The 23,462-nt window shown below is 62.5% G+C and carries 22 protein-coding genes; 1 reads left to right on the forward strand and 21 read right to left on the reverse strand.

The window, feature by feature from the left end:
* Window positions 1–253 precede the first annotated feature (253 nt).
* The 6 genes from J2W46_RS30920 to J2W46_RS30945 all read right to left on the reverse strand — a co-directional run bounded on the left by J2W46_RS30920 (window position 254) and on the right by J2W46_RS30945 (window position 7,507).
* Window positions 254–1,891 carry a gamma-glutamyltransferase family protein gene (locus J2W46_RS30920; RefSeq protein ID WP_088174464.1) on the reverse strand — a complete coding sequence of 546 codons (1,638 nt, stop codon included), beginning with the start codon at window positions 1,889–1,891 and terminating at the stop codon, window positions 254–256.
* 66 nt (window positions 1,892–1,957) lie between these two features.
* Entirely contained in the window at window positions 1,958–2,842 is an 885-nt protein-coding gene (locus J2W46_RS30925; protein ID WP_204520828.1) for an ABC transporter permease, read from the reverse strand.
* On the reverse strand, window positions 2,842–3,786 hold the full coding sequence (locus J2W46_RS30930) for an ABC transporter permease (protein WP_027780164.1): 945 nt from the start codon (window positions 3,784–3,786) through the stop codon (window positions 2,842–2,844). Before J2W46_RS30930 ends, J2W46_RS30925 begins: the two co-directional genes overlap by 1 nt.
* Before the next feature lie 5 nt (window positions 3,787–3,791).
* Window positions 3,792–5,288, reverse strand: a complete 1,497-nt coding sequence (locus tag J2W46_RS30935) for an ABC transporter substrate-binding protein (protein ID WP_310359173.1) — start codon at window positions 5,286–5,288, stop codon at window positions 3,792–3,794.
* Window positions 5,289–5,330: 42 nt separating this feature from the next.
* On the reverse strand, window positions 5,331–6,488 hold the full coding sequence (locus tag J2W46_RS30940; RefSeq protein WP_310359175.1) for an ABC transporter ATP-binding protein: 1,158 nt from the start codon (window positions 6,486–6,488) through the stop codon (window positions 5,331–5,333).
* The gene (locus J2W46_RS30945) at window positions 6,485–7,507 is read right to left on the reverse strand and encodes an ABC transporter ATP-binding protein (RefSeq protein WP_088174461.1); all 1,023 of its coding nucleotides are present in this window, start codon (window positions 7,505–7,507) and stop codon (window positions 6,485–6,487) included. The genes J2W46_RS30940 and J2W46_RS30945 overlap by 4 nt, the downstream gene beginning before the upstream one ends.
* A gap of 127 nt (window positions 7,508–7,634) precedes the next feature.
* Here J2W46_RS30945 and J2W46_RS30950 point away from each other — a divergent pair, with 127 nt between their 5' ends.
* Window positions 7,635–8,516 (forward strand): LysR family transcriptional regulator, encoded by an 882-nt coding sequence (locus tag J2W46_RS30950; RefSeq protein WP_310359180.1) that lies wholly within the window; start codon window positions 7,635–7,637, stop codon window positions 8,514–8,516.
* A 252-nt stretch (window positions 8,517–8,768) separates the two neighbouring features.
* On the opposite strand, the gene J2W46_RS30955 is transcribed toward J2W46_RS30950, so the two are convergent.
* The 15 genes from J2W46_RS30955 to J2W46_RS31025 form a co-directional block, all read right to left on the reverse strand.
* Window positions 8,769–9,776, reverse strand: coding sequence for a D-2-hydroxyacid dehydrogenase (locus J2W46_RS30955; RefSeq protein ID WP_310359181.1), 1,008 nt, complete (start codon window positions 9,774–9,776; stop codon window positions 8,769–8,771).
* A gap of 13 nt (window positions 9,777–9,789) precedes the next feature.
* Window positions 9,790–10,293 carry an aromatic-ring-hydroxylating dioxygenase subunit beta gene (locus J2W46_RS30960; RefSeq protein WP_310359183.1) on the reverse strand — a complete coding sequence of 168 codons (504 nt, stop codon included), beginning with the start codon at window positions 10,291–10,293 and terminating at the stop codon, window positions 9,790–9,792.
* On the reverse strand, window positions 10,286–11,560 hold the full coding sequence (locus J2W46_RS30965; protein WP_310359186.1) for an aromatic ring-hydroxylating dioxygenase subunit alpha: 1,275 nt from the start codon (window positions 11,558–11,560) through the stop codon (window positions 10,286–10,288). Before J2W46_RS30965 ends, J2W46_RS30960 begins: the two co-directional genes overlap by 8 nt.
* Window positions 11,561–11,633: 73 nt before the next feature.
* Window positions 11,634–12,629: an ABC transporter substrate-binding protein gene (locus J2W46_RS30970; protein WP_088174457.1), complete on the reverse strand. Its 996-nt coding sequence runs from the start codon at window positions 12,627–12,629 to the stop codon at window positions 11,634–11,636.
* Between the two features lie 142 nt (window positions 12,630–12,771).
* Window positions 12,772–13,500, reverse strand: coding sequence for a GntR family transcriptional regulator (locus J2W46_RS30975; RefSeq protein ID WP_310065190.1), 729 nt, complete (start codon window positions 13,498–13,500; stop codon window positions 12,772–12,774).
* Window positions 13,501–13,645: 145 nt separating this feature from the next.
* Complete coding sequence (locus J2W46_RS30980) at window positions 13,646–14,233, reverse strand: UbiX family flavin prenyltransferase (RefSeq protein ID WP_310359192.1); 588 nt, start codon at window positions 14,231–14,233, stop codon at window positions 13,646–13,648.
* Window positions 14,234–14,285: 52 nt separating this feature from the next.
* Window positions 14,286–15,290, reverse strand: coding sequence for an ABC transporter substrate-binding protein (locus J2W46_RS30985; RefSeq protein WP_310359194.1), 1,005 nt, complete (start codon window positions 15,288–15,290; stop codon window positions 14,286–14,288).
* 71 nt (window positions 15,291–15,361) lie between these two features.
* Window positions 15,362–16,957 carry a UbiD family decarboxylase gene (locus J2W46_RS30990; protein WP_310359197.1) on the reverse strand — a complete coding sequence of 532 codons (1,596 nt, stop codon included), beginning with the start codon at window positions 16,955–16,957 and terminating at the stop codon, window positions 15,362–15,364.
* A 38-nt stretch (window positions 16,958–16,995) separates the two neighbouring features.
* The gene (locus J2W46_RS30995; RefSeq protein WP_310359200.1) at window positions 16,996–18,531 is read right to left on the reverse strand and encodes a class I adenylate-forming enzyme family protein; all 1,536 of its coding nucleotides are present in this window, start codon (window positions 18,529–18,531) and stop codon (window positions 16,996–16,998) included.
* Window positions 18,518–19,417 (reverse strand): VOC family protein, encoded by a 900-nt coding sequence (locus J2W46_RS31000; protein WP_310359202.1) that lies wholly within the window; start codon window positions 19,415–19,417, stop codon window positions 18,518–18,520. Before J2W46_RS31000 ends, J2W46_RS30995 begins: the two co-directional genes overlap by 14 nt.
* Window positions 19,417–19,851 carry a PaaI family thioesterase gene (locus tag J2W46_RS31005; RefSeq protein ID WP_310359205.1) on the reverse strand — a complete coding sequence of 145 codons (435 nt, stop codon included), beginning with the start codon at window positions 19,849–19,851 and terminating at the stop codon, window positions 19,417–19,419. The genes J2W46_RS31000 and J2W46_RS31005 overlap by 1 nt, the downstream gene beginning before the upstream one ends.
* Before the next feature lie 15 nt (window positions 19,852–19,866).
* Entirely contained in the window at window positions 19,867–20,880 is a 1,014-nt protein-coding gene (locus J2W46_RS31010; protein ID WP_088174450.1) for a zinc-binding dehydrogenase, read from the reverse strand.
* Between the two features lie 107 nt (window positions 20,881–20,987).
* Window positions 20,988–21,797 (reverse strand): ABC transporter permease, encoded by an 810-nt coding sequence (locus J2W46_RS31015; protein WP_087754641.1) that lies wholly within the window; start codon window positions 21,795–21,797, stop codon window positions 20,988–20,990.
* A 10-nt stretch (window positions 21,798–21,807) separates the two neighbouring features.
* On the reverse strand, window positions 21,808–22,587 hold the full coding sequence (locus tag J2W46_RS31020) for an ABC transporter ATP-binding protein (RefSeq protein WP_007176422.1): 780 nt from the start codon (window positions 22,585–22,587) through the stop codon (window positions 21,808–21,810).
* Complete coding sequence (locus tag J2W46_RS31025; protein WP_310359208.1) at window positions 22,584–23,327, reverse strand: GntR family transcriptional regulator; 744 nt, start codon at window positions 23,325–23,327, stop codon at window positions 22,584–22,586. Before J2W46_RS31025 ends, J2W46_RS31020 begins: the two co-directional genes overlap by 4 nt.
* Window positions 23,328–23,462: the final 135 nt, after the last annotated feature.

A 23,462-nucleotide genomic window follows, 5' to 3' on the forward strand; every position in this document is an offset into this window, starting at 1 on the left:
GGGAGCAGGAAACCGGACATTTCTAATGAGCCAGAACCGGACATTACTAAAAAGCCCTGACACCAGTCCCGTTGATAATTTATCTTATGTCAAATTACACGGAGCTTTTGTGTGGATATAACTCAAGCGTCGTCGGTTTGCATAAATCTGTTCCCGTTTTTTCAGAAAGTTGTTTCCCGACGCGCCGGTGGCGAAGGCGTCCGCTGACGCCTTCGCGGTTCGCCGCAGGAACGGTCGGCGCGCGACGCGACCTTCAGAACCCTGCGGCCAGCCCATCGCGACGGCTGTCGCTTGCAGCGACATAGCCGCGCTCAGGCTCGTTGCGATCGAGCTTCCAGATGAACTGGCCCGAACCGAAATCCATATACGGATCATCGATCGACTTGATCGTGTGGCCCAGGCCTTCGAGCGCGCGTGAGGTCTGCGGATCGAGCGTCGATTCGATATCTATGGAGAAATCGCGGTTGACCTTCCAGCGCGGCGCATCGCATGCCGCCTGCGGCTGCTGGCTGTAATCGAGCATACGCACCACGGTTTGCAGGTGCCCTTGCGGCTGCATGTCGCCGCCCATCACGCCGAAGCTCATGACCGCTTCCTGCTTGCCGTCCACCTGCTGCGTGAGGAACGCCGGGATGATCGTGTGGAACGGCCGCTTGCCGCCCTCGACCACATTCGGCGACTTCGGGTCCATCGAGAAACCGCAGCCACGGTTTTGCAGCGAAATGCCCATCTCAGGCACGACGCAGCCCGAGCCGAAGCCCATATAGTTCGACTGGATGAAGCTGACCATCATGCCGCGCTCGTCGGCCGCCGACAGGTAAATCGTACCGCCCGCCTTCGGCATGCCGAAGCCGAAGTGCGTCGCGCGCTTCGGATCGATCAGCTTCGCACGCGATTTCAGATAGGCGTCGTCGAGCATTTGCGCAGGCGTCACTTCCATCGAGCGCGGATCGGCGACGTAGCGGTACACATCCGCGAACGCGAGCTTCATCGCTTCGATCTGCAGATGCTGCGATTCGATGCCGTCGAGCTTCAGCGCGGCCACGTCGAACTGTTCGAGAATGCCGAGCGCGATCAGCGCGGCGATGCCCTGCCCGTTCGGCGGAATCTCGTGCACCGTGTAGCCGCGATAGTTCTTGCCGATCGGCTCGACCCAATCGGGCTGATAGTTGCGCAGATCGTCGAGCGTCATTGCCGCGCCGCAATCGCGGGAAAACGCCGCGATGCGTTCGGCAATTTCGCCTTCGTAGAAGGCGCGCGGACCGTGTTCGGCCAGCATGCGCAAGGTCTTGGCGTGGCCCGGCATCTTCACCAGTTCGCTGACTTCGGGCGCGCGGCCGCGCGGCATGAACGTATCTGCGTAGCCCGGCTGGTTCTTCAGTTCGGGCACGGCGGCCGCCCACTTGCGCGCGACGACGTTTGCCACGGCATGGCCGCGCTCGGCGATCTCGATGGCGGGCTCCATCAGATCGGCGAACGGCAGCGAGCCAAACTTCCGATGCAGCACTTCCCAGCCCGCGATCGCCCCCGGCACCGTCACCGTGTCCCAGCCCCGCACGGGCTGCACGGCGACGCCGTTGTTTTCGCCGTATTTGCGCCTGAAATAATCGACGTTCCACGCAGCGGGCGCGACGCCCGACGCGTTCAACCCGTGCAGCTTGCTGCCGTCCCACACGAGCGCGAACGCGTCGCTGCCGAGTCCATTCGACACCGGCTCGACGACGGTGATCGCCGCCGCTGCCGCGATGGCCGCATCGACGGCATTGCCGCCTTTCCACAGCATGCGCAACCCGGCCTGGGCGGCGAGAGGCTGCGACGTCGACACTATGTTGCGCGCGAACACTGGCATGCGCAGTGTCGGATAAGGGTTCTGCCAGTTGAAGCTTGTCATGTTGTCACTCTGGTGGTTTTGCTGGTTCGACCGCGCGCCATCGAAAGCCGTAGCGCGCGAAAAACATCACGATTCGCGCGGATCGAGCGCGTCGCGCAGGCCGTCGCCGAGCAGGTTGAAGCCGAGCACGGCCAGGAAAATCGCGACGCCGGGAAAGATCGACATCCACGGCGCCTGGCTCACGAAGTCTTTTGCCGTGTTAAGCATCGAGCCCCACGACGGCGCGGGAGGCAATTGTCCGAGCCCGAGAAACGACAGGCTCGCTTCGGCGATGATCGCGCTCGCCACCGTCAGGCTCGCCTGCACGATGATGGGCGGCAGCACGTTCGGCAGAATGTAGCGCAGCATGATCCGCGCGTGATCGAGGCCGATCGCGCGCGCGCCTTCCACATATTCTTCGGCCTTCACGCTGATGGCCTGGCCGCGCGTGAGGCGAATGAAGCGCGGCATCGCAGAAATGCCGATCGCGGCCATCGCGTTCGTCAGGCTCGGGCCGAGAAACGCGCTCAACGCGATCGCGAGAATCAGGAACGGGATCGACAGCAGCGCATCGGCGATGCGTGAGATCACGCCGTCGACGAACCTGCCGAAGTAACCGGCGATCAACCCCAGCGGCACGCCGAGCACGACGGCAATGCCGACCGACACGACGCCCGCCAGCAACGACGCACGCGCGCCGTACAGCAGGCGGCTCAGCACGTCGCGGCCGAGTTCGTCGGTGCCGAACCAGTGCGCTGCCGACGGCGCCTGGCGCACGGTCATGAAGCTCGCCTGCACGGGGTCGTAGTGCGTGAGCCACGGCGCGAACAACGCCATGATCACGATGAGCGCCACCAGAAACGCACCGAACACGGCCGCGCGATTGCGCATGAAGCGCGTGAGCCCCCGGCGTTTGCGACGCGGCAACGCGGCGGCCGCCGACGCGGATCGGGCATCGATTGAAGTAGCCATCAACTGCGCCTCAGTCGGGGATTGAGCAGGATATAGAGCACATCCGCGCACAGGTTCACGACGATGAACGCGACCGCCGTGACGAGCACGACGCCTTGCACGACGGGGTAATCGCGATTGAACACCGCATCGACGACGAGCTTGCCGAAGCCGGGAATCGTGAACACCTGCTCCGTCAGCACGGCGCCCGCGAGCAGTTCGCCGAACAGCAGCGCGAGCACGGTGACGATGGGAATCAGCGCATTGCGGAACGCGTGCTTGACGACCACGGCGCCGCGCAGCAACCCCTTCGCGCGCGCCGTGCGGATGTAGTCGGTGCGCAAGACGCCGAGCATTGCGCTGCGCGTATGGCGCATCAGTTGCGCGCCTAGCGCGGCGCCCAGCACGAACGCGGGCATCAGCATCGTCTTGATGCTGAGCCAGAAGTCCTCGCCCGGTGACACATAACCCGACGACGGCAAAAGATGCCAGCGCACCGACACGATGAAAATCAGCATGATGCCGAGCCAGAAATTCGGTATCGACATGCCCGACAGCGCGAAGATGTTTGCCGCGTAGTCGAGCGGCCCTCCCCTGCTCGCCGCCGAAATCACGCCCGCCGGAATGCCGATGCCAATGGCGAGAATCATCGCCATCACCGCGAGCTGGATCGTGACGGGCAGCTTTTGCGCGATCAACGCGCGCACGGGCACGTCAGTGCGCAAAGACGAACCGAGATCGCCGTGCGCGACATCGCGCATCCATAGCGCGTACTGCGTCGGCACGGACTGATCGAGGTGATACTTGACCCGCAGCGTCGCGATCAGCTGCGGGTCCTGATCCTCGCCCGCCATCGCGCGGACCGGGTCACCCGGCAGCAGCTTCTGCAAGCCGAAAATCAGCATCGACACCAGGATCAGGGTCGGCACGGCCACGAGCAGGCGATTCGCGATGATTGGCAGCATGACGCTCAGCCCTTGATCGACACGCCGCGCAGGCGCACCAGACCGTCGGCGTAAGGCGTGAAGCCCTGCACTTTCTTCGACAGCACGAACGGCCAGGGCTGCGCGTAGATGTAGACGATGGGATCGTCGTCGGCGAGGATCTTACCCGCGGCGTCGTAGTCGGACTTGCGCTCGGCCTGGGTCTGCCTGGTGCGCGCCGAGTCGAGCAGCGAATCGACCTGCTGGTTGCAGTAGTGCGCGTAGTTCAGGTTGCCCGCGCAGGTGTTGAACTGATGCAGGTTGCCGTCGGGATCGAGGCGCCCCGACCAGCCCGTGTACATCGCTTCGAAGTCGCCGGTGTGGCCTGCGTTCAGTTCTGTCGCGTAGTCGCTCGGACGCAGCTTCAGCGTGATGCCCGTTTCGCTGAGCATGGCCTGCAGCATCTGCGTGATCTGGCTCGCGACCGTGTTGTTCGGATACGCGAATTCAATGGTCGGATGCTCCTGGCCCGCCGCCTTCAGCAGCGCCTTCGCCTTCGCGACGTCGCGCTTTGAGGTCGGCAGCGACGCGTTGTAGTACGGGCTCGATTTCGGAATGCCCTGGTTCGCGGGCGTGAAGATGCCCGCACCGATCACCTGGTCGATCGCATCGCGGTCGATCGACAGCTCGAACGCCTGCCGCACGCGCTTGTCCTTCAGCGGACCGTTGCCGCGTGGGCCGTTGTTGATGTTGAACGTGACGTAGTAAAAGCCGAGACCCGTCACCGGCTTGAACTGCAGGTTCGCATCGCTCTTGACGGCGGCGACGTCGGACGGCGCGAGACGCTCCAGCATATCCAGCGAGCCCGAGCGCAGATTCGCGAGACGCACGGTGCTGTCGGGAATCGGCTGGAACACCACGCGCTGGACGGGATACTTGTCCGCGTCCCAGTAACCGGCGAACTTCTCGAGCACCACGCGATCGTTCTGCACGCGCTGCACGAACTTGTACGGCCCCGAGCACACGGGATGCGACGCGACGCCTGCCGCGTCGCTCAGCGTTTTCGGCGCGAGCATCATGCCCGCGCGGTCCGACAGCGTGGCGAGCAGCGCGGCGTCCGGCTGCTTCAGCACGATTTTCACGGTGCTGTCGTCGATCACATCCACATGATCGACCGACGACAATTCGCTCTTGCGGTTGCTGGTCGGCAGCGTGCGGTAGCGGTCGAGGTTCGCCTTCACGGCGGCGGCGTTGAACGGCTCGTCGTCCTGGAACTTGACGCCCTGGCGCAGCTTGAACGTCAGCGATTTGCCGTCGTCGCCCGTGGTCCACGACGTGGCGAGCATCGGCACGATTTTCAGATCGGGCGCGACATCGACGAGCGAATTGCACAGCGAAGCGAACACGATCCGGTCGACAAATTGCACGCTGCGGGCCGGGTCGAGCGAGCCGATATCGTCCTGCAGGCCGATGCGGATGGTGGTCTGCGCCATCGCGGCGGAAGCGCTCAATGCGAGCGCGGCGGCAATCAACATTCTTCGCATGCGTCGTGTCCTTGTTGCGGTTCGGGTTGCCATAGGTGATCGTTAGCGGTTCGCTTCGGCGCTCGGTGCGGCCTGCGTCTGATTCTGCTTCTCGCGATAGATCGCCAGGCGCTCGTTGAGCTTCGCGCTGACGCTCGCGACGAGCGGCGTGCCGCCGCCCGCGTTCTGCACGTCGCGCCAGAAATGACACGCGACCTGCCGTCCGCCCGGCAGCGTTTCGGACAGCGGGCGCTCCTGCACGCAGCGCGGTTTCGCGTGCGGGCAACGCGTATGAAAGCGGCAGCCGGGCGGCGGCGCCGTCGGGCTGGGCAGATCGCCTTGCAGCGCGGGCTTCGTGCGGCGCTCGTGCGGACTGCTGGCGGGAATCGCGCGCAGCAGCGCCTGCGTGTACGGATGCAGCGGCGCGTCGAACAGTTCGTCGACCTGCGCCAGTTCGACGATTTCACCCAGATACATCACCGCGACGCGGTCGCTCATGTGACGGATCACGGCGAGATCGTGCGCGACCATGATCAGCGTGAGCCCGAGTTCGGCCTTCAGCGATTCGAGAAGGTTGATCACCTGCGCCTGCACGGAGACATCGAGCGCCGACACGGGCTCGTCGCCGACGATCAATTTCGGCTCGCCCGCCAGCGCCCGCGCGATACCGATGCGCTGCCGCTGGCCGCCGGAGAACTCATGCGGATAGCGCTGCGCATACGCCGGCTGCAGGCCGACTTTGGTCAGCAGTTGCGCGACGCGTTCGCGGCGCTCGCTGCCGCTGCTCGCGAGACCATGAAACGCAACCGGCTCGCCGATGATCTGCCCGACCGTCATGCCCGGGTTCAGCGACGCGAACGGGTCCTGAAAGATGATCTGCATGTCGCGGCGCAAGCGGCGCAGCTTCGCGCCCTGCCAATGCGTGATGTCCTCGCCCTGATACAGCACGCGCCCTTGCGTCGCGTCGATCAAACGCAGCAGCATGCGCCCAAGGGTCGACTTGCCGCAGCCCGATTCGCCGACGATCGCGAACGTCTCGCCCGTGTGCACGGCGAACGAGACTTCGTTGACGGCATGAACCGTGGGCGTGCGCGTGAACATCTGCCGCTCGCCGCCGAAGCGTTTGGTGAGCGCGCTGGCTTCGATGATGGGCGTCGCGATGGGCGTCGCGATGTGTGACGCGGGGTGCGACGCGGGGTGTGACGCATTCGCGGGCCTCATGTTAGCTCCGTTTGCTGCGCGGGCTTCACGAGCTGCTCGACAGGCGCGAGCCAGCAGGCGACGCGATGCTCGCCTTCGAGCGTTCGCTCGGGCGGCGCGGCGTCGATGCAACGCTGTTCGGCAAACGGACAGCGCGGCGCAAAGCGGCAGCCGCGCGGCATCTGCTCGGGCGTCGGCACGGAGCCGCGTATCGTGGCGAGCGACCCTTCTCGCTTGCCGACGGACGGAATCGCGCCCATCAGCCCGATCGTGTACGGATGCTGCGGATCGTCGAACAGATCGGACACCGTGCCGTACTCGACGATCTTGCCCGCATACATCACCGCCACGTGATCCGCCACTTCGGCGACCACGCCTAGATCGTGCGTAATCAGCAGCATCGCCGTGCCCGTCTCTTTCTGCAGATTGCGCACGAGCGCCAGAACCTGCGCCTGAATGGTCACGTCGAGCGCGGTAGTGGGTTCGTCGGCGATCAACAGGCGCGGGCTGTTCGCGAGCGCCATCGCAATCATCACGCGCTGGCGCATGCCGCCCGACAGCTGATGCGCAAACGCATCGAGCCGCGTTTCGGGCGCGGGAATATGAACGAGCCGCAGCATCTTGAGCGCCTCTTCGCGCGCCGCTGCGCGGCTGACGCCGCGATGCCGCCGGATGCTCTCGCCGATCTGCTCGCCGACCGTGTAGGCGGGATTCAGTGAGGTCATGGGCTCCTGGAAGATCATCGACATGCGGTTGCCGCGAATGTCGGCGAGTTCGCGCTCGGACAGCCCGAACAGATCCACGCCCTCGAAATGCGCCGTGCCCGCGACGCGACGTGCGGGCGGGCTGGCGAGCAGCCCCATCAGCGCGAGCGACGTCACGCTCTTGCCGCAGCCGGACTCGCCGACCACGCACAGCGTCTCGCCCGCGTGGACGAGAAAGGACACCCGGTCGACGACGTTCGGCGCGTCGGGCAAATTCGAAAAATTCAGCGAGAAGCCTTGTACATCGAGAACCGGCCGGCGTTCTGCTGCGGTCATGCCTGTTTACTCCGCATTGCGTGGCTCGTCCTTCCAGATCGTTGTGAAATCGATTATCTGGCTGCCAACGTACAAAAAATATTAAACTTTCTTTTCCACACTTAAGTTTTTCTCATGGATCGAACGAATGCCGACGCTACGCATGCTGAAGACTTTCAGGGCCGTTGCCCGCACCGGCTCGTTCTCGACGGCTGCCGAAAAGGTCGCGCTGACGCAGGCGGCCGTTAGCCTGCAGATGCGCGGGCTGGAGGAAGCGCTGGGCCGCCAGTTGTTCGACCGCCGCGGGCGACAGATCACGCTGACACAGCACGGGATGACTATCTGGCCGAAGGTCGAGCAGATCCTCGACCTGCTCGCCGACCTCGAAGCGAAGCCCACCGACGCGATGGAAGGCCCCGTCACGATCGGCGCGGTGGTGTCGGTGATCGGCGCGCTGTCGCTCGCCGTCGCGCGGCTGAAGGCGACGCACCCGCGGCTCGACGTGCGGTTACTGTCGGCGCGCTCGGACGAACTGGCGGGCATGGTCGAAGCGGGCGACGTGGACGTCGCGGCGGTGGTCGCGCGCGCGGACGAGACGCTGCCCGACACGCTCAAATGGACCACGCTCTACACCGAACCGATGGTGCTGGTAGTGAACCGCGACATCGCCGATAACGACCCGCAGCGCATCTTGCGCGCGCACGGCTTTCTGCGCTTCGACCGGCGCGTGCGCACGGGGCAGGTGGTCGAGCAGGCGCTGGAGAAAGCGGGCTTGATGGTCAACGAGTATCTCGAACTGAATTCGATCGAGACGATTGCCGCGCTGGTGCGCGAGAAAGTAGGCGTCGCGGTGCTACCGCTGCTGATACGCGGCAACTGGCTGAACGACCCGCTGCTGCGCGTGATTCCGATTTCGAGCCCGCCCGCGCTGCGCACGGTCGGCATGGTGCAGCGAGCTTCGGATGACAGAAAAGCGCTGATGCGCGAAATCGTCGATACGTTGCAGGCGATGCCGCGCGATCGTTCGTGATGCGGTTGTTGCCGGCCGTTGTTTCGATGCCATCAGCTGACGCGGGGGCGTTGTTACGTTCGCGGGCTGGTCAGATCCCGTAGGCTGAGCTTGTAGCGCAGGCACCAGCGAACAGCTCGAGACTCTTCAGCCTGGTCATCGCGGGTCATCAGTCCGTTTTGCTCAACAACTTTAACCGATTCGCCGACCCAATCTGCACCGGAGCCTCGCTCAGCTGGGTCTGTCACCCTTGATCGCGTCCCCTCTGCCGGCTCAATAACCGCGGGTACGATCGACGATATTCGCGAGCGGTTCCCCGCGCACGAATCGCGCGAAATTGCCAAACCAGAGTTCGAGCACCCGCAGGTTGTAATCGGGCGCGTCGCACGAAATGTGCGGCGTGACGACGAGTCCCGGCACGTCCCACGCCACATGGTCAGCCGGTAACGGTTCGGGATTAAATACGTCGAGCAGCGCGCCGCCGCACTCTCCGGAACGCAATCGCTCGAACAACGCCGCATGGTCGATCAGCGCCGCGCGCGAAAGGTTGACGACGCCCGCACCGGGCCGCATGCGCGCGAGACGCGCGGCGGAAAGCAACTCGCGTGTCTCCGGCGTGAGCGGCGCCGTCATAACGACGAAGTCGGCCTGAGGCAGCCAGTCGTCGAGTGCGGAGATCGTTGCGAGTACATCGACTGCTTCCTCCGCCTGCGCCGGTGCCGCGCCACTCCGGTTCAGTGCAATGACTCGCAAACCGAGCGCGCGCGCCGCGCGGCTCGCTGCCATGCCCAGATCGCCGAAGCCGATTATCAGCGCCGTCTTGCCTCGAATGGATGTGGTCAGCCGGGCGTCCCAGCGATGCTCCCGCTGCGCCTGCAACACGGCCGGCATTTGCGCATTCAGCATCAGCAACGCCATTTGCGTGTATTCGGCCGCCTTGTCGCTATGAATGCCGCTACTGTTCGTCAGGACCAGGTCGCGGCGCAGACGATCGAGCGGCATCAACTGATCGACGCCGGCACCTGTCGTGTGAATCCAGCGCAGACGTGGCGCGTCGTTCACCACCTCATGCGGGAATCTCGACGCCAGCAGGAAGTCGACTCCGTCGAGCGGACGCGCGAACCGCTCGCCGTCCCAGCCGAACGTCACGTCGATTTGCTGTGCGAGATCGGGATGCCGCGCGCAGGCGACCTGCCACACGGCTTCGTGAAGATGAAAGGCTGACGACTGACGCCGCTGGCTTTCGAGGTGCAGCCGGTAACGGCGGGCAGGTTCGGTCATCCGGGCAGCATCCTTACAGAGGGAGCGCAACGAGCGTGTCGTAGCGGCACGAATCCGTGACGACCGTGCGCTCACGCAGCAACGCGCGGCCGCCCTCGACAACGATCTGATCGATATAACGTCCGACGCTGAACACAACCATGCCGCCTTCATAGCCGGTTCGCACGACCATGTAGCTGGTTTCGCAACCGATCAGCCCGTCTTCGACGCTGACGACTTCGGTCGGTCCAAGTACATGACGGTAGACATGTGGCTCGAACACATTAACCGACTGGATCGAACTGACGCGATCCAGCAGCATGCCGCGCGTGTTGCAGAACCAGATGCCGAAATCGCGGCCCGCTTCGAAATCGGTGCGCGTGAGAATGCGGTAAGTACAATCTTCGGTGAAGAACTCCGGCCAGCGGTCGAGATCGCCATTGTCGATCGAACTGCAATAGTGGGCCATCAGGCGCGCGATACTCGCGCCCGTCTGGGTGCCGACCTCCAGGTCAGGGTAGCGCGTCGTGCTAGACATCCATCAGTTCTCTATAGAATTTCCAGAAACCGCGTACCGAGGTTTCGGTCGCCCGGGTCGCCATCGGGCCTGTGCCCTTGCCGCCCATCTCGATCACGGCAGCGTCGTCAAGATCGCCGCGAATACCCTTTTCGACGAACGCGCCAATCGTGCCGTCTTCCATCGACACAAAACCCGCGGGCCCGACGAGATTGCTCTGCTTGCGCCGGATGAGCGTCTGCTCCGGCGTGTCTTCCTCGAAGCCGAGCACGGTCCAGATCAGTTCGCATCGATCGACGCCGAGCGGCACCACCTGCCGCACGCCGATGGAATTCATGATCTGATGCAGCACGAAGCCCGGAAAAATGCTCTGGATCGCATTGGTAATCTGATCGGGATACTCCATCCACTGATCGATCAACGAAGGATCCTTCAGACCGAAATCGTCGCGCATTGCACGAATCACGCCGGAGTCGTATGCCTGATCGCCAATGTCGGTATAGCGCTTCGTAAAGGTGATGTGATGCCGGCTATCTTCATCCTGCAACGTACCGCCTTCCGCGGACAGCCGGTTGATCTTGAAGGTCGAGAAAAACGCATGCAGCAGGCTCGGGTGATAGTTGTCGCGGCTATTCTCGACGTAGAGCTTCCAGTTGTTGTGCATCACCTGACTATAGCGGCCAAGTATCTTTACCCGCCCATATAGCGTGCGCTCCATGTGCCGCACCATTGTCGGTCCGAGATAGTCCTTCAATGCAGGGGCTTCTTCGGAAAACGAACCGAACACGAGACCGCGGATGGTCTCCACGCGCAGCTTCTTCAGACGGAACTTCGATTTGTCGAAATCCTCGGGCATACCGCCTTTGCCTTGCACGCCCTTCTCGAATGCGACGCTCGTCAGTTCGCCGTCGAAGTTGTAAACCCAGTTGTGATAAGGGCAAACGAAGTTCGGACGCTTGCGGTGCCCTTGCGCTTCGTAGCAAAGCACCGAGCCCTTGTGCACGCACTTGTTCACAAGCGCACCAATGATGCCGTCCTGCTGGCGCACGACAATTACCGACGTATGGCCGACCTTGGTCGTGATGTAATCACCCGCGTTCGGAATCTCGATGTCGAGGCAGAGGAAACTCCATGTGGGCCCGCGAAACACGGCCTCCTGTTCGCGCTCGTAGGTTGCCGCGTCGGAGAACACACGTAGCGGCACACGTGTAACGCCCTCTTCCGGCCAGCGGATCCGGCTAGTGGGAAATTCAATGGTCGCGACCGCACCGTCGCACTTTTCCGTCATATTGCTGCTCCGTTGATGAAGGCCCGTACACCATGGCGGCGGCTGTGGCCACTGGCCGACTCCCGATATCCGCTCATTTGACTGCTTCCGAGTCGAGATAGGGCTTCTGATAGAAGAGATCCGCGGGAAGCTCGCCTTTCAGCGTGCCGGCGGCCCTGAAAACTTCGAATGTGCGTTTCAGTGTGTCGATGTCGCCCGATTTGAACGAGACCGTATTCATCGTCGTCCAGTGGTCGCCGTAAAAACGCGCGCCCTCGTCGCTCATGTTGCCGGCCTTCTTGAGTATCGCCACGACAGCGTCGGGATTGGTCGCGCCGAAGGCCAGCGCCTGGCGCATCGCCGCGAGCACCTTCGCAGCATCAGCCGGGTTGTCCTTGAGCCACTCGCTGCGCATCACGGCGACACCGATATAGGGCGGTGTGCTCGCTTTCGTCATCTGTTTCCATTGATCGGACAAAGTCGTGATGACGCGGACTTTCTGCGCACTGTCCGGCACCTGCGCCACCGTGGTGGGACGCATGACGGCGGCGTCGACGTTCTTCTGAACGAGGAATTGCGCAAGACGCGGCTCGTCGCCCGCAACCAGGCGATAGTCGGCAAGCTTGAGCCCGTAATTGCCGTCGAGCACGGCGGTGCCGACGCCAGTCGTCGCACTGCCGATGGGCGACATGCCGACTTTCTTGCCGCGCAGTTCACCCGCGGAGTGGATCGGCGAATCCGCGAGCACGACGATTTCCGCATCGACAATCTGCGTAGCGGCCACCATCCTGACCGGCACACCCTGCTGGCTCAAGCTGAATGCTCCCGCGAGGCTGGTGCCGAACGCCAGGTCTATCGCGTTCGAAGCCAGCGCGGTAGTCGGTCCGTTCACGTCCGGAAAATGGAGGAACTGCACCTGCAGTCCCTGTTTCTCGAAGAACTTCTGCGCTTCGAGCACGGCACCGAAACCAAGACTGGTGCCGCTGGTCCAGTAGCCCACGCGCAACGGCGCCGCATACGCACTGGTAAGGCACGCGCCGGCTATTACGAGTGCGCATGCTGCCTTTAGAACGGAACGAAATGATTTCATGGTGCTTTGCCTGAAGTAGCAACGCAGCCGGTATCCCCAGCGTCGTCTTTGAAGGATTACTAAATGTCCTTGTCAAAACATAAAGCACGGTGCAACCATTCATCGAGAGATTCCGCCTGAAGCAAAGGCGGAATCCTCGGTATTACTTGCCGATCGCTACCAGCGGCGCATGCTCGAAGTCCTGCTTCATGCTGCGTAGCACACGCTCCATCGTCATGTCGCGAAACTTTTCGATGTGCCGGCGCGTAATGCGCGCGCCCGACTTGCCGTCGCCTGCCGACAGCACCTCGACCAGTTGGCGGTGATCGTCGGCGATTTCCGGGCTGTCGTCTTCGTCGCTGAAACCGAGCGCCACCAGCCGCGCCATTTCGTCGAACAGCACCGAGATGCTGCGCACCAGACGGTCGTTGCCCGATGCCATTGCGATCACCAGATGGAACTCCCGGTTCGCATCGAGGAAAAACCCGATCCGATTACCGTGATTCTTCGACGCCGTATTGCCGCGCGCGGCGCGATCGATCCGCATCAACGCCTTTGCGTCCACCTTGCCGGCCGCGAGCCGCGCCGCCTCGGGTTCGAGAATGAGCCGCAGCGCGAACACCTCCTCGACATCCTTCAGCGTGACCGGCACGACGACGTAGCCGTGTCGCGGCACCGAACGCACCAGCCCTTCGTGCGTGAGACGCGCAAGCGCCAGCCGGCACGTCGACTTGCCGACGCCATATTGCTCCATCAGCGCAGCCTCGGTCAGCATGCTGCCAGGTTTCAGCGAGCAGGACAGTATCGCCTGCCGCATGGCCAGATAAGTCGACTCTCCCAGCAACTTGCCCTCGGCCGCGGCGTTGCCCCCAGAAACTAATTTCCCTACCATGTTGCCCCCGTGCGCTCTATCCAGGAATGGCTGCGTATTATGCTTACGTCATTCTGTAGGCACCTCACCAACCTCAAATCATTCTAGGAGATGCATATAGGGAAGTAAACTGGACACAAAAAAGCACACCCTGTCGCACCATCTATCAGCCAGCAGTGCCGCTCCACCGGCGTACGGTTCGTGATTCGATATCGAACAGGTCAAGCACGCGCCCGAGCGTATGATCGACCATCTGCTCGAGCGTTTCCGGCCGCGCGTAGAACGCCGGCACTGGCGGATAGACAATCGCGCCGGCATCCGTGACGGCAGCGAGACTCCGGATATGACCCGCATGCAACGGCGTTTCTCGCACCATCAGCACAAGACGGCGACGTTCCTTGAGCATCACGTCCGCCGCTCGCGAAAGCAGCGAACCGGTGCATCCAGTGGCAACTTCCGAGAGCGTCTTGATCGAACAGGGCGCGACGATCATGCCGTCGACGCGAAACGAGCCGCTCGAAATCGCCGCACCGATGTCAGTGTTCGGGTAGTTGACGTCCGCGAGCGCCTGAAGATCGGCAAGCCGCATCTGCGTCTCCTGCGCCAGCGTCACCTGCGCCGAACGGCTGACCACCAGGTGCGACTCCACCTCCAGGTCGCGTAACAGGCGAAGCAACCGCACACCGTAAATGACGCCCGACGCGCCGCTGATACCGACCACGAGGCGTCGCCGCGCTGCGGATGTGGATTTCATGCGATCCCTCCTTTATCGGGCGCAAACGAGCATGGCCGGCGTGCATGCGTCATCATGGCTTCTGACCCGCGATGATCTTCTTTGCCGCCTCGAACGGTCCGGTAACGAATACGTCGCTGGGAAGCGTTCCTTTAATCGCACCGCTCGCCGCGAAAATCTGCTGCTCGCGCTTGAGCGTGTCGATATCAATCGGTTCGAAGGAAATGCTATTCAGTTCGGCCCAATGCGCCGCATAAATTCGCGCATCGTCTGCGGGCAGATTCGCGACTTTCTGCAGGGTCGCCGCGACCTGGTCCGGATGCGCGTTGCCCCAGGCGATTGCATTGTGAATCGCCACAATCAGCTTCGCGACGGATTGCGGGTCGCGCTGGATCAACTCCGTGCGTGCCGCGGCCACGCCCAGATACGGCATCGCATTGGATTTCGTCAGTTTGTGCCATTCGTCCACCAGCGTGCCGAGACGCCGGGTCTTCACTTCCGTCAACTGCGCGACCGTAACAGAGCGCAGCGCTGCGGCGTCGACCTGGTGCTGCATGAGAAACTGCGCAAGGCGTGCCTCGTTGCCGGGCACCAGCGAATATTCGCTGGCATTGAAGCCATAATTTGCTTTCAACACCGCGGCCGTCATCAATGCAACCGAACTACCCGACGGCGACATGCCGATTTTCTTCCCACGCAATTGCGCGATCGACTCGATCCGCGAGTCGGCGGGCGTGACGAATGTGACATCGGCCGGCGCTGTCGCACCGAAAATCCTGATCGGCACGCCGCTCGCCGCGATGCTGAACGCGCTAGCGCCGGGCACGCTGAAGCTTATGTCGATCACATTGGCGGCGAGCCCGCTCGCAGGTGCGTTGACCTCGGCGAAGTGCACGAAATGCGCGTCGTCGATACCGGCCTTCTTCAGGAAATCGCCCGTTTCCAGTACGGCGCCGAGGCCGAGGCTCACGCCGCTCGTCCAGTAACCGATGCGCAGCGGCGCGGCCTGCGCAGAAAGTGCGAGCAGGAACATCACGGCGGCAAACAGCACACGCTTTGCAAGCAGGTAGGGTTGCATCAGATCAGCTCATTAATGGAGTGAAGGGAACGCTTGCGGCCCGTGCAGCGCACCGAACGACATCGCGGCAATCAGCGCCGCGTCGGCGGCACGGCGTCGAAGCGCGAACCGCGCACGCACAGCTTGCCTTCCGCCGTTTTCCACAGCTGCTTGCGTTCATGCAGTTCGCCAAGCGCGCGGGCCAGCGTGCGGAAGTCGTATTTCGACAGCCGTTCGGCAAGCTCGGTGTAGTAAAGCGGCGCGGCGCCGAGGAGTGCTAGCGCTTCGGTTGCGGCGTCTTCCAGTTGTTCCGGCTCCGACACATGCACGGAGTCGGCCTTCCCGTCCACGTAGTCCGCGATCTTCGCCGTATCCGCATAGGCATATGAAATACGTTCGTAGCGTTCGTGCGGAATGCCTTCCGAGATCGTTGCGTCCACGCCGACCTTGGCACCTGTCGGCACCATGCCCGGCGGCATGACCGGCAAGCTCGGGTCCAGCGGCTTCGCGCGCGCGCCAGGGATGACGATCAGATCGCGGTCGCCCTGCACGCGCGTCGCGATGGCCCATTCGACCTCCTCGCCGTTGAACACGTCGATGTCGTCGTCAACGACCACCACGTGCTTCAAATCCATCACCGAAAGCGCCGCCAGCAGCGCGTTCTTGCCCTCACCCGCCTGCTTTCGAATCGAAATGACCGCGTGCCAGAACGCGCGGCCGCCCAACGTCACGTTGATGTCCTTTACCTGCACGCCGGCCGTGCGCAGCGCGCTACGAATGGCCTGATAGCGCGTCGGCGCCGCGAGCCACGTGTTCTCCCAAGGCATATGCAACGAGTAATACATTGCATCGCGCCGATGCATGATCGCCTTGATGCGTACGTCCGGGTTCCAGTGCAGGCCGCCCATCAATGCGGTGAATTCGCCGAAGCGGCCTTCCGGCTGGGTCCATCCTGTCGGCAGAATTTCCGCTTCGATGACGATCTCCGAATCGGCGATGTACGGCAAGTCGACCGTTTCACACGGGGCCAATTCGACCGCTGCGCCGCGGATGCCGCCGGCGATCGCCATTTCGTCGACGCCGATCGGTGCGCGATAGCCGGCGCCCATGATTTCCATCGGGTGGTTGCCGATCGAAATGGAGATCGGGCACGGACGTCCCTGTTCGTAGGCACGCTGCGCGAACATGCGCATATTGTTCGGCGTCACGATGTCGATACCGCTCAGCGCCTTTTCCTTGACCATGAAGCGGTAAATGCCGCTGTTCAGGCCGTACTCCGGATCGCGCGAGATCACGATACCCGCGGTAATCATCGGCCCGCCGTCGAAGATCGACGACATGGGCACAGGCAGGCGGAACAGATCGACATCGTCGCCCTTGTAGATCACTTCTTTCGTGGCCGAGGTGGCGACATATTTGGGCGCAATCGGGTTCTGGATGCCATGCGCCAGCATCTTCTCGATGTCGGAGTAGTTGTCGCAACCCATCGCCATCATCGCGCGTTCCTGCGTGCGGATAATGCCCGACAGCAGCGGCATATCGTAGCCGATCACGTTATGAAACAGCAGCGCCTTGTCGCTCTGGTCTACCAGCGTTCCGACGTGGCGGATATCAACAGGCTGCCGGATATCTACCAGTTGCTGTGCCGCGCGCAGCCGTTCCAGGAACTCGCGAAAATTCTCGTTCATACTGAACTCCATGATGTTGAATGTCGTGTCGCTTTCACTTACGCGGTTTCGCTATCCTGTAGCGACGCAAGCGCTGTGGCTTTCAATACTGCGCGATCGATCTTGTTCGTGGACGCAAGCGGCAACGTGTCCACGAACCACACACGCCGAGGGTGCTGATAAGCGGGGGCGTGCGTCAACGCGAACTGTTTGGCTTCCTCTTCGGTAAGCGACGCGCCTGCGCGCCGCACCACGAATGCCACCGGCTTGGTTCCCTTGATGTCGTCGGCGACCGGCACCACGCATGCCTGGACGATATCCGGGTGCGTCTCGAGCATCTGCTCGACTTCACCGGGAAAAATGTTCTCGCCGCCGGACACGAACATGTCGTCCGCACGGCCGACGAACGCATAAAAGCCTTGGTCGTCGCGGTGAAATACGTCGCCCGTTATATAAAAGCCATCTGCTGTCACCGGTAGCGGCAGGTCCGGCCGGTTGTGGTAACCGAGCATGACGGCAGGACTTTTTACGGCCAGCACGCCGGTTGCCACACCTGTCGGCGGTGCGTCGAGCAACTTGACGCTGACTTCCGAATGCGGATATCCGACCGACAGCAACGGCGGTTCGATCCCTTGCGGATGTGGTCCGAACACGATCGGCCCGCCCTCGGTCGTGCCGTAGACATTAGTGAGCTTCGCGTTCGGCAATACCTCGCCGATCTGCGCAAGCAGACTCTCGCTGACGGGCGCCGAGCCCATCCGGATGAAGCGCACCGATGAGAGATCCGTGCGCGCGAGCAACTCCTTTTCGCGCAGCATCATCGCGATCATTGGCGGCACTGAGGTGAGCCACGTGACCCGATAGCGCTCGATCGCCGTGATGTACATGCGCGCGGTGAATTGCGGAAGCAGTATGACCGTACCGTGCCCGTACAACGACATCAGCACGAGCGTCAGCGCGTTCATGTGATACATCGGCGCCGCCACCAGAAAGCGATGCGCCGCCGGCGGCTGCGCACGCGCTCGCGTACGCGCCACCCACAGATGGCTGCCGTGCGACAGCATCACGCCCTTCGGCTTGCCGGTCGAGCCGGACGTATAGAGAAACATCGCCGGCATGTCGGGCGTGGGCACGAAAGTCTCGAACGGGCCAGGTTCGACGAACGAAGCGAAACTTTCCTCGCCCGTCGATTCGAATACGACTGTTGGCAGATCGTCCGGGCAGTCGGCAAGTCGCGCGGCGTCGCAAAACACCAGACGTGCACCGCTATCGCGAATCACAAAAGTGGAGAGCGCGGGTGGAAACCTGAAGTTGACGGGCACAGCGACCATTCCCGCGCGCATGATGCCGAGCAGCGCCGCGACATATTCGGCGCGATTTGCCGCAAGAATGGCAACGCGCTCGCCGACTTTCAGACCGCGCCGTACCAGTGCATGCGCGACACCGTCAGCAAGCGCGTCCAGTTCCCCGTAGGTCATGCGCGTGTCGTGCCACGCGCAACCTGTTTCGTCGGGTTCCCCAAGCGCGATCACTGCAAGCTTGCACGGATCGCCGTCGGCGTCGATCAGATCGCCGAGATTCTCAGGCGTGGGCATGTTCAACTGCTCCGATAAATTCAATGACAGTATTGAGCTCGCCTAACAGCACCACAACGGACGACGCGCCGCTCTGCGCATGGACTGGCGCCATCAGCCGCAGGACGCTCTCGTCGACGTGGGACGTGAGCGCGTCCAGACGTGCGCGCATCGCCGCAAGGTCGCTTACCTCGACGACAATGGCGCCAAAATAGCTGTCGCGCCCTGCTGCGTGACATACGAGGTCGCCATAGCGCGCGCGATATGCCGCGCCATCGATAAAGTCCAGATCGAAATCACGCAACGCAATGCGCGACTGGTGGAAGGACGGCGATGTGAGAACCGACTCGCCGGCAATCAGCGCATAGCGGCGCGCTTCGAGTTGCGGGTCGTCACTCACGATCACACATTCCTTCAGGCGTTGCGCGCCGTTCGGATGCTTCGTCCATTCGGCACGGAAGACCCATTCCGGCGTGAGGTGCTCGCAGAAATAGACGCGCCCGGCGGACAGTTCTTCAGCTGCGAGCCGGGTTGTCCGGAAACGGGCGATCTGCTCGACGCCTTCTATGTCCACGGGCCGCGTGAACGACTGCGGTTCACTGGCACGCACTCCGGCGTCGATCAATCGCGCATAGGTTTCCTGCGCGTCGTCCGTCTTGAATACGAGACCGTCTATACCCAGACGGCTTTCGAGAATCTCGCGCCGCAACGTGGTGGCGCCGGGCGGCAGGCCGACCAGTTCGAGATAATGTCCATCGAACATCATCAGGTGATTGACCGAGCCAAGCGAGTGATAGCCGCGCGGGGTCAACGCGAAGCCGAGCAATTCGAAACACGACGCCGCGGCGTCGGTTTCGAACATCGCGTTTACGACGACATGGTCGAGCGTCGATGTCGCCGTGTTCATCATGCCTTCGGCGCGGGTGCGGGCGCGGTCGAATAGACGCCCCGGCCGCTTGCGAGCAGCGCGCCGGACTGGTCGTAAATGTGCGCCTCCGCAACCGAGATCGCGCTACCGAACTTCACCACCTTACCGCGCGCGATGAGATCACCGGGCATCGCCGCGCGGTGATAGTCGACACGCAGATCGATCGTCGGTACGCCGCGGCCCGTTTTCGACACCAGCGCCCAGTCGGCCGTGAGGTCGACCAGCGCGGCAAGAATGCCGCCGTGCGTGTACCGGCGTTCGGGGTTCACGACCCACTCTTCGCGCCACGTCGCGGCGATTTCGATCGAGCCGTCGCCGACTTCGAGCGCACGCAGACCGAGCCACTGGTGGTAAGGACCACGCGTAAGCATTGTCTGAACCTGCTCCGCGGTAAGTTGCTGGTTATCAGCCATTCGAGTCTCCGTGCTTTATGGGGTAACGACGATCTTGCCGAGCACTTCCCGATCGCGAATCATGCGCAGGCCTTCGGCTGCCTGTTCGAGCGGCAACACCTTGTCGATCTGCACGGCAATCTTCTTCGTACGGATCAATTCCATCAGCGCCGCGAGGTTGTCGTCATAAAAACTGTTCGAACCGATCACGCGAATCTCGAAGCTCCAGATGTAGCGAAGGTCTTCCTTGGGATCGTGACCCGCAGTCGCACCGCAGACGAGCAGGCTGCCGCCGCGTTTGATGCATTTGAGCGACGGCACCCACGTATCGCCGCCGGTGAAATTGATCACGACGTCCGCACCGCCTTCATAGCTGCGGCGTTGCGGCTTGCCGTACTTCTCGATGACCCACTTCGAGAAATCGGTGTCGCGATAGTTGATGACGTGATCGGCGCCCATCGCCTTGAGCCGTTCAGCCTTGTCCGCACTGCCGGCGGCCGCAATCACTTCGGCGCCGAGCATTTTGGCAAGCGTCACGCAGCCGGTTCCGACGCCGCCGCTCGCCCCCAGAATGACTACACGATCACCCGGCTTGATGGTGTTGTGCGTAACGAGCATCCGGTGCGCCGTACCATAGGCGACCGGCAGCGACGCCGCTTCTTCGAACGTCACGCCTTCGGGCATTGCAATCAGCTGGTCAGCGCTGACGAGGCAGTATTGCGCCATGCCGCCGTCGAGCATTTCGCCCATCAGGCCTTTCTTCTTGTTGAGCGGATTGACGAGCACGCGAGCGCCGACTGACCAGTTTTCGACGTTGTCACCGACCTCCGTGATCTCCCCCGCCATATCCAGACCGATGACCACGGGCAGCGGCACCTTGATGCCCGGCATGCCCTTCACCGTGAAGACATCGTGATAGTTGAAAGACGACGCGCGCACGCGGATGACCACGTGACCCGGCACCGCCTTCGGTATCGGCATCTCGCCGACATGGAGTTTGTCGACGTCACCATGTTCAGAGAGAATCAAAGCCTTCATCGTACTGCTCATATGTACTCCTATTTATAGAATGCAAACGCGCTGCTTCTTCGTAAATGTTCGACTATTTCAGCCACTTCGGCTCGCGGCGCGGCAGCAGTGCACCGCGAGCCCGTTCCCTATGCCCGTTTCTTCCAGCGGAACAGGTGGTTTTCAAGCGGCTTGAGAACGCCGTACTCGAGCACCACCATCAGCACGACCATAGTGAGTGTCCATGCGAACACCTGATCGGTCTGAACAAGATCCGCCGCCTGACGCAGCCGGTAGCCGACGCCGTTCGAAGAACCGATCGTCTCCGCCACCAGCGACACCCGCCAGCCGAAACCGAACGCGAGGCGCGCACCGGAGAAGAAATACGGCAGCACGGTGGGCAGATAGATCTTGGTCATCACCTTGCTGCGCGACATCTGAAAGCTGCGGGCAAGCTCGACATATTCGGCGTTGACGCTTTGCGCGCCCTGCCACACGTTCGTGAGAATCAGCGGCATCGCTTCCATGAACACGACGAAGATGGTCGTACCATTCGAGATGCCGAACCAGATCAACGCGAAGATGGCCCAGATCGCGGCGGATACCGTGTTGACGACCGACAGCACCGGCTCGCAGAAACTGCCGAGGCGCCGGTTCGCGCCGAGCAGGATGCCGAGCGGCGTGCCGACCAGCGCGGCCAGCAGGAAACCTGCGACGACGCGGTACAGCGTAATGCCAAGATCTTCGGCAAAGGTACCGGTGGCGATCAGGTCAAGCAGCGCATTCCACGTTTTCCCCGGACCGGGCAGAATGAAGGCTGGCACGCGTTGCGCCGCCACCCACCACAGGATCAGGAAAATGGCGAGCAGCGAAAGACGCTGACCGGCGACTCTTGCGAAACGCGTCAGTCGGCCGAACCGTGCGGGAAAAACAGAACTGGCGGTCGAAACAGAAGACATCGCAACGTCCTTAAATGAGGGCGCGCACGCGGCGCACCGTTTCCGCGACTTCGGCGGCGAGCGGGTCACGCGGTCGCGGCAGGTCGATCATCAGCGCATCGCGCACGCGTCCCGGCCGTGGACGCAGGACAACCACCTTATCCGCGAGCACGATGGCTTCTTCCACGTCGTGTGTGACGAATACGACGGTCATCTTCAGCTGCTCGCGGATTCGCAGCAGTTCCGCGTGCATCTGCGAGCGCATCTGCGGGTCGAGCTTGGAAAACGGTTCGTCCATCAACAGGATGTACGGCTTCACGACCAGGCTGCGCGCAAGCGCCACCCGGCTGCGCATGCCGCCCGAGAGTTCGTGCGGGTAGGCGTGCTCGAATCCTTCAAGGCCGGTCATCTTCAGTGCGGCCAGCGCGCGTTCGCGCCGCCGTTCCGCGTTGAGCGAACCCGCTTCGAGACCGAATTCCGTGTTCGCCACGATCGTGCGCCAGGGCAGCAGGCGGTCCTCCTGGAACATGTAGCTGACCACGCGGGTATCGTGAGTCGGCTCGCCGGCCACTCCGTCGATCCGCACGTCGCCCTGATCCGCCTGTGCCAATCCTGCGATGATGTTGAGCAACGTGCTCTTGCCGCATCCGGACGCGCCGACGATCGCCAGCACCGAACCCGAAGGCGCGGTCAGACTGATGTCTTCGAGCACCGCCAGCTTGCCGTAGTGCTTCGAAACGTGCTCCACTTCCACCGCGTTGCGTACCGTGGTTGCCTTCTCGAACATGGCTTGAGTAGTCACAGCGTTCATCGTGCGCCTCGCAGTGGGACGATCGGTGCGCCCGCATGCGTGTCGCGCAGGCTCGCCATTACCTTTTCCATCGTCATGTCGCGGAACGTCGCCACATGCCGGTGCGCGATCTGCTCGGCGCGCTTGCAGTCGCCGCTCGCGAGGGCGCTGATCATCGCGGTGTGGTCATGGCGGATCTCCGGCTTGGTGTTCTGCACGCCGAAGCCGAGCGACACGAGCCGCGCCATATCGTTGAGCAGGCCGCCCAGCATGCGAACCAGCCGGCTGTTGCCCGAACATTCGGCGATCGCCATGTGGAAAGCGGCGTTCGCGTCCATGAAGATGCCAATCCGGCTGCCGATGCCAAGCGACGTATCGTCGTTGCGGCACGCGCGCTCCAGCCGGTTCAACAGGTCGATATCCGCCTTGCCCGCAGCGAGGCGCGCCGATAGCGGCTCAAGGTCAAGGCGAAGCGCAAACACTTCTTCCACATCCTTCAACGTAATCGGCGTTACCACGTAGCCCTGACGCGGCACGATGCGCACAAAGCCTTCCTGCGCGAGACGCTGCAGCGCCACCCTGCAGGTTGCCTTGCCGATGCCGTAGCGTGCGGTAAGTGCGCTTTCCGTCAGCGTGGCGGCCGGTTCGATTACGCAGGACAGAATGTCCTGACGGATCGCCGAACACGCCCGCTCACTGAGCAGTTTTGCTTCGTTCGAACAGTCGATCAATTCCACCGTCGGAGCTGCAGGATCTTCCACGACACCTCTCCTTCGTCTCGTAGGCTGCTCACAAGGACCCGCGTGGGCAGGTGATGAGTTAACTTAGAACAGCCATTAAAAAAATGCACGTAAAAAAAACGTCACTTCTGAGCTGTTCAGCGATATGTCACGGCG

It is taken from the genome of Paraburkholderia strydomiana (assembly GCF_031456815.1).
Lineage (GTDB): Bacteria > Pseudomonadota > Gammaproteobacteria > Burkholderiales > Burkholderiaceae > Paraburkholderia > Paraburkholderia caledonica.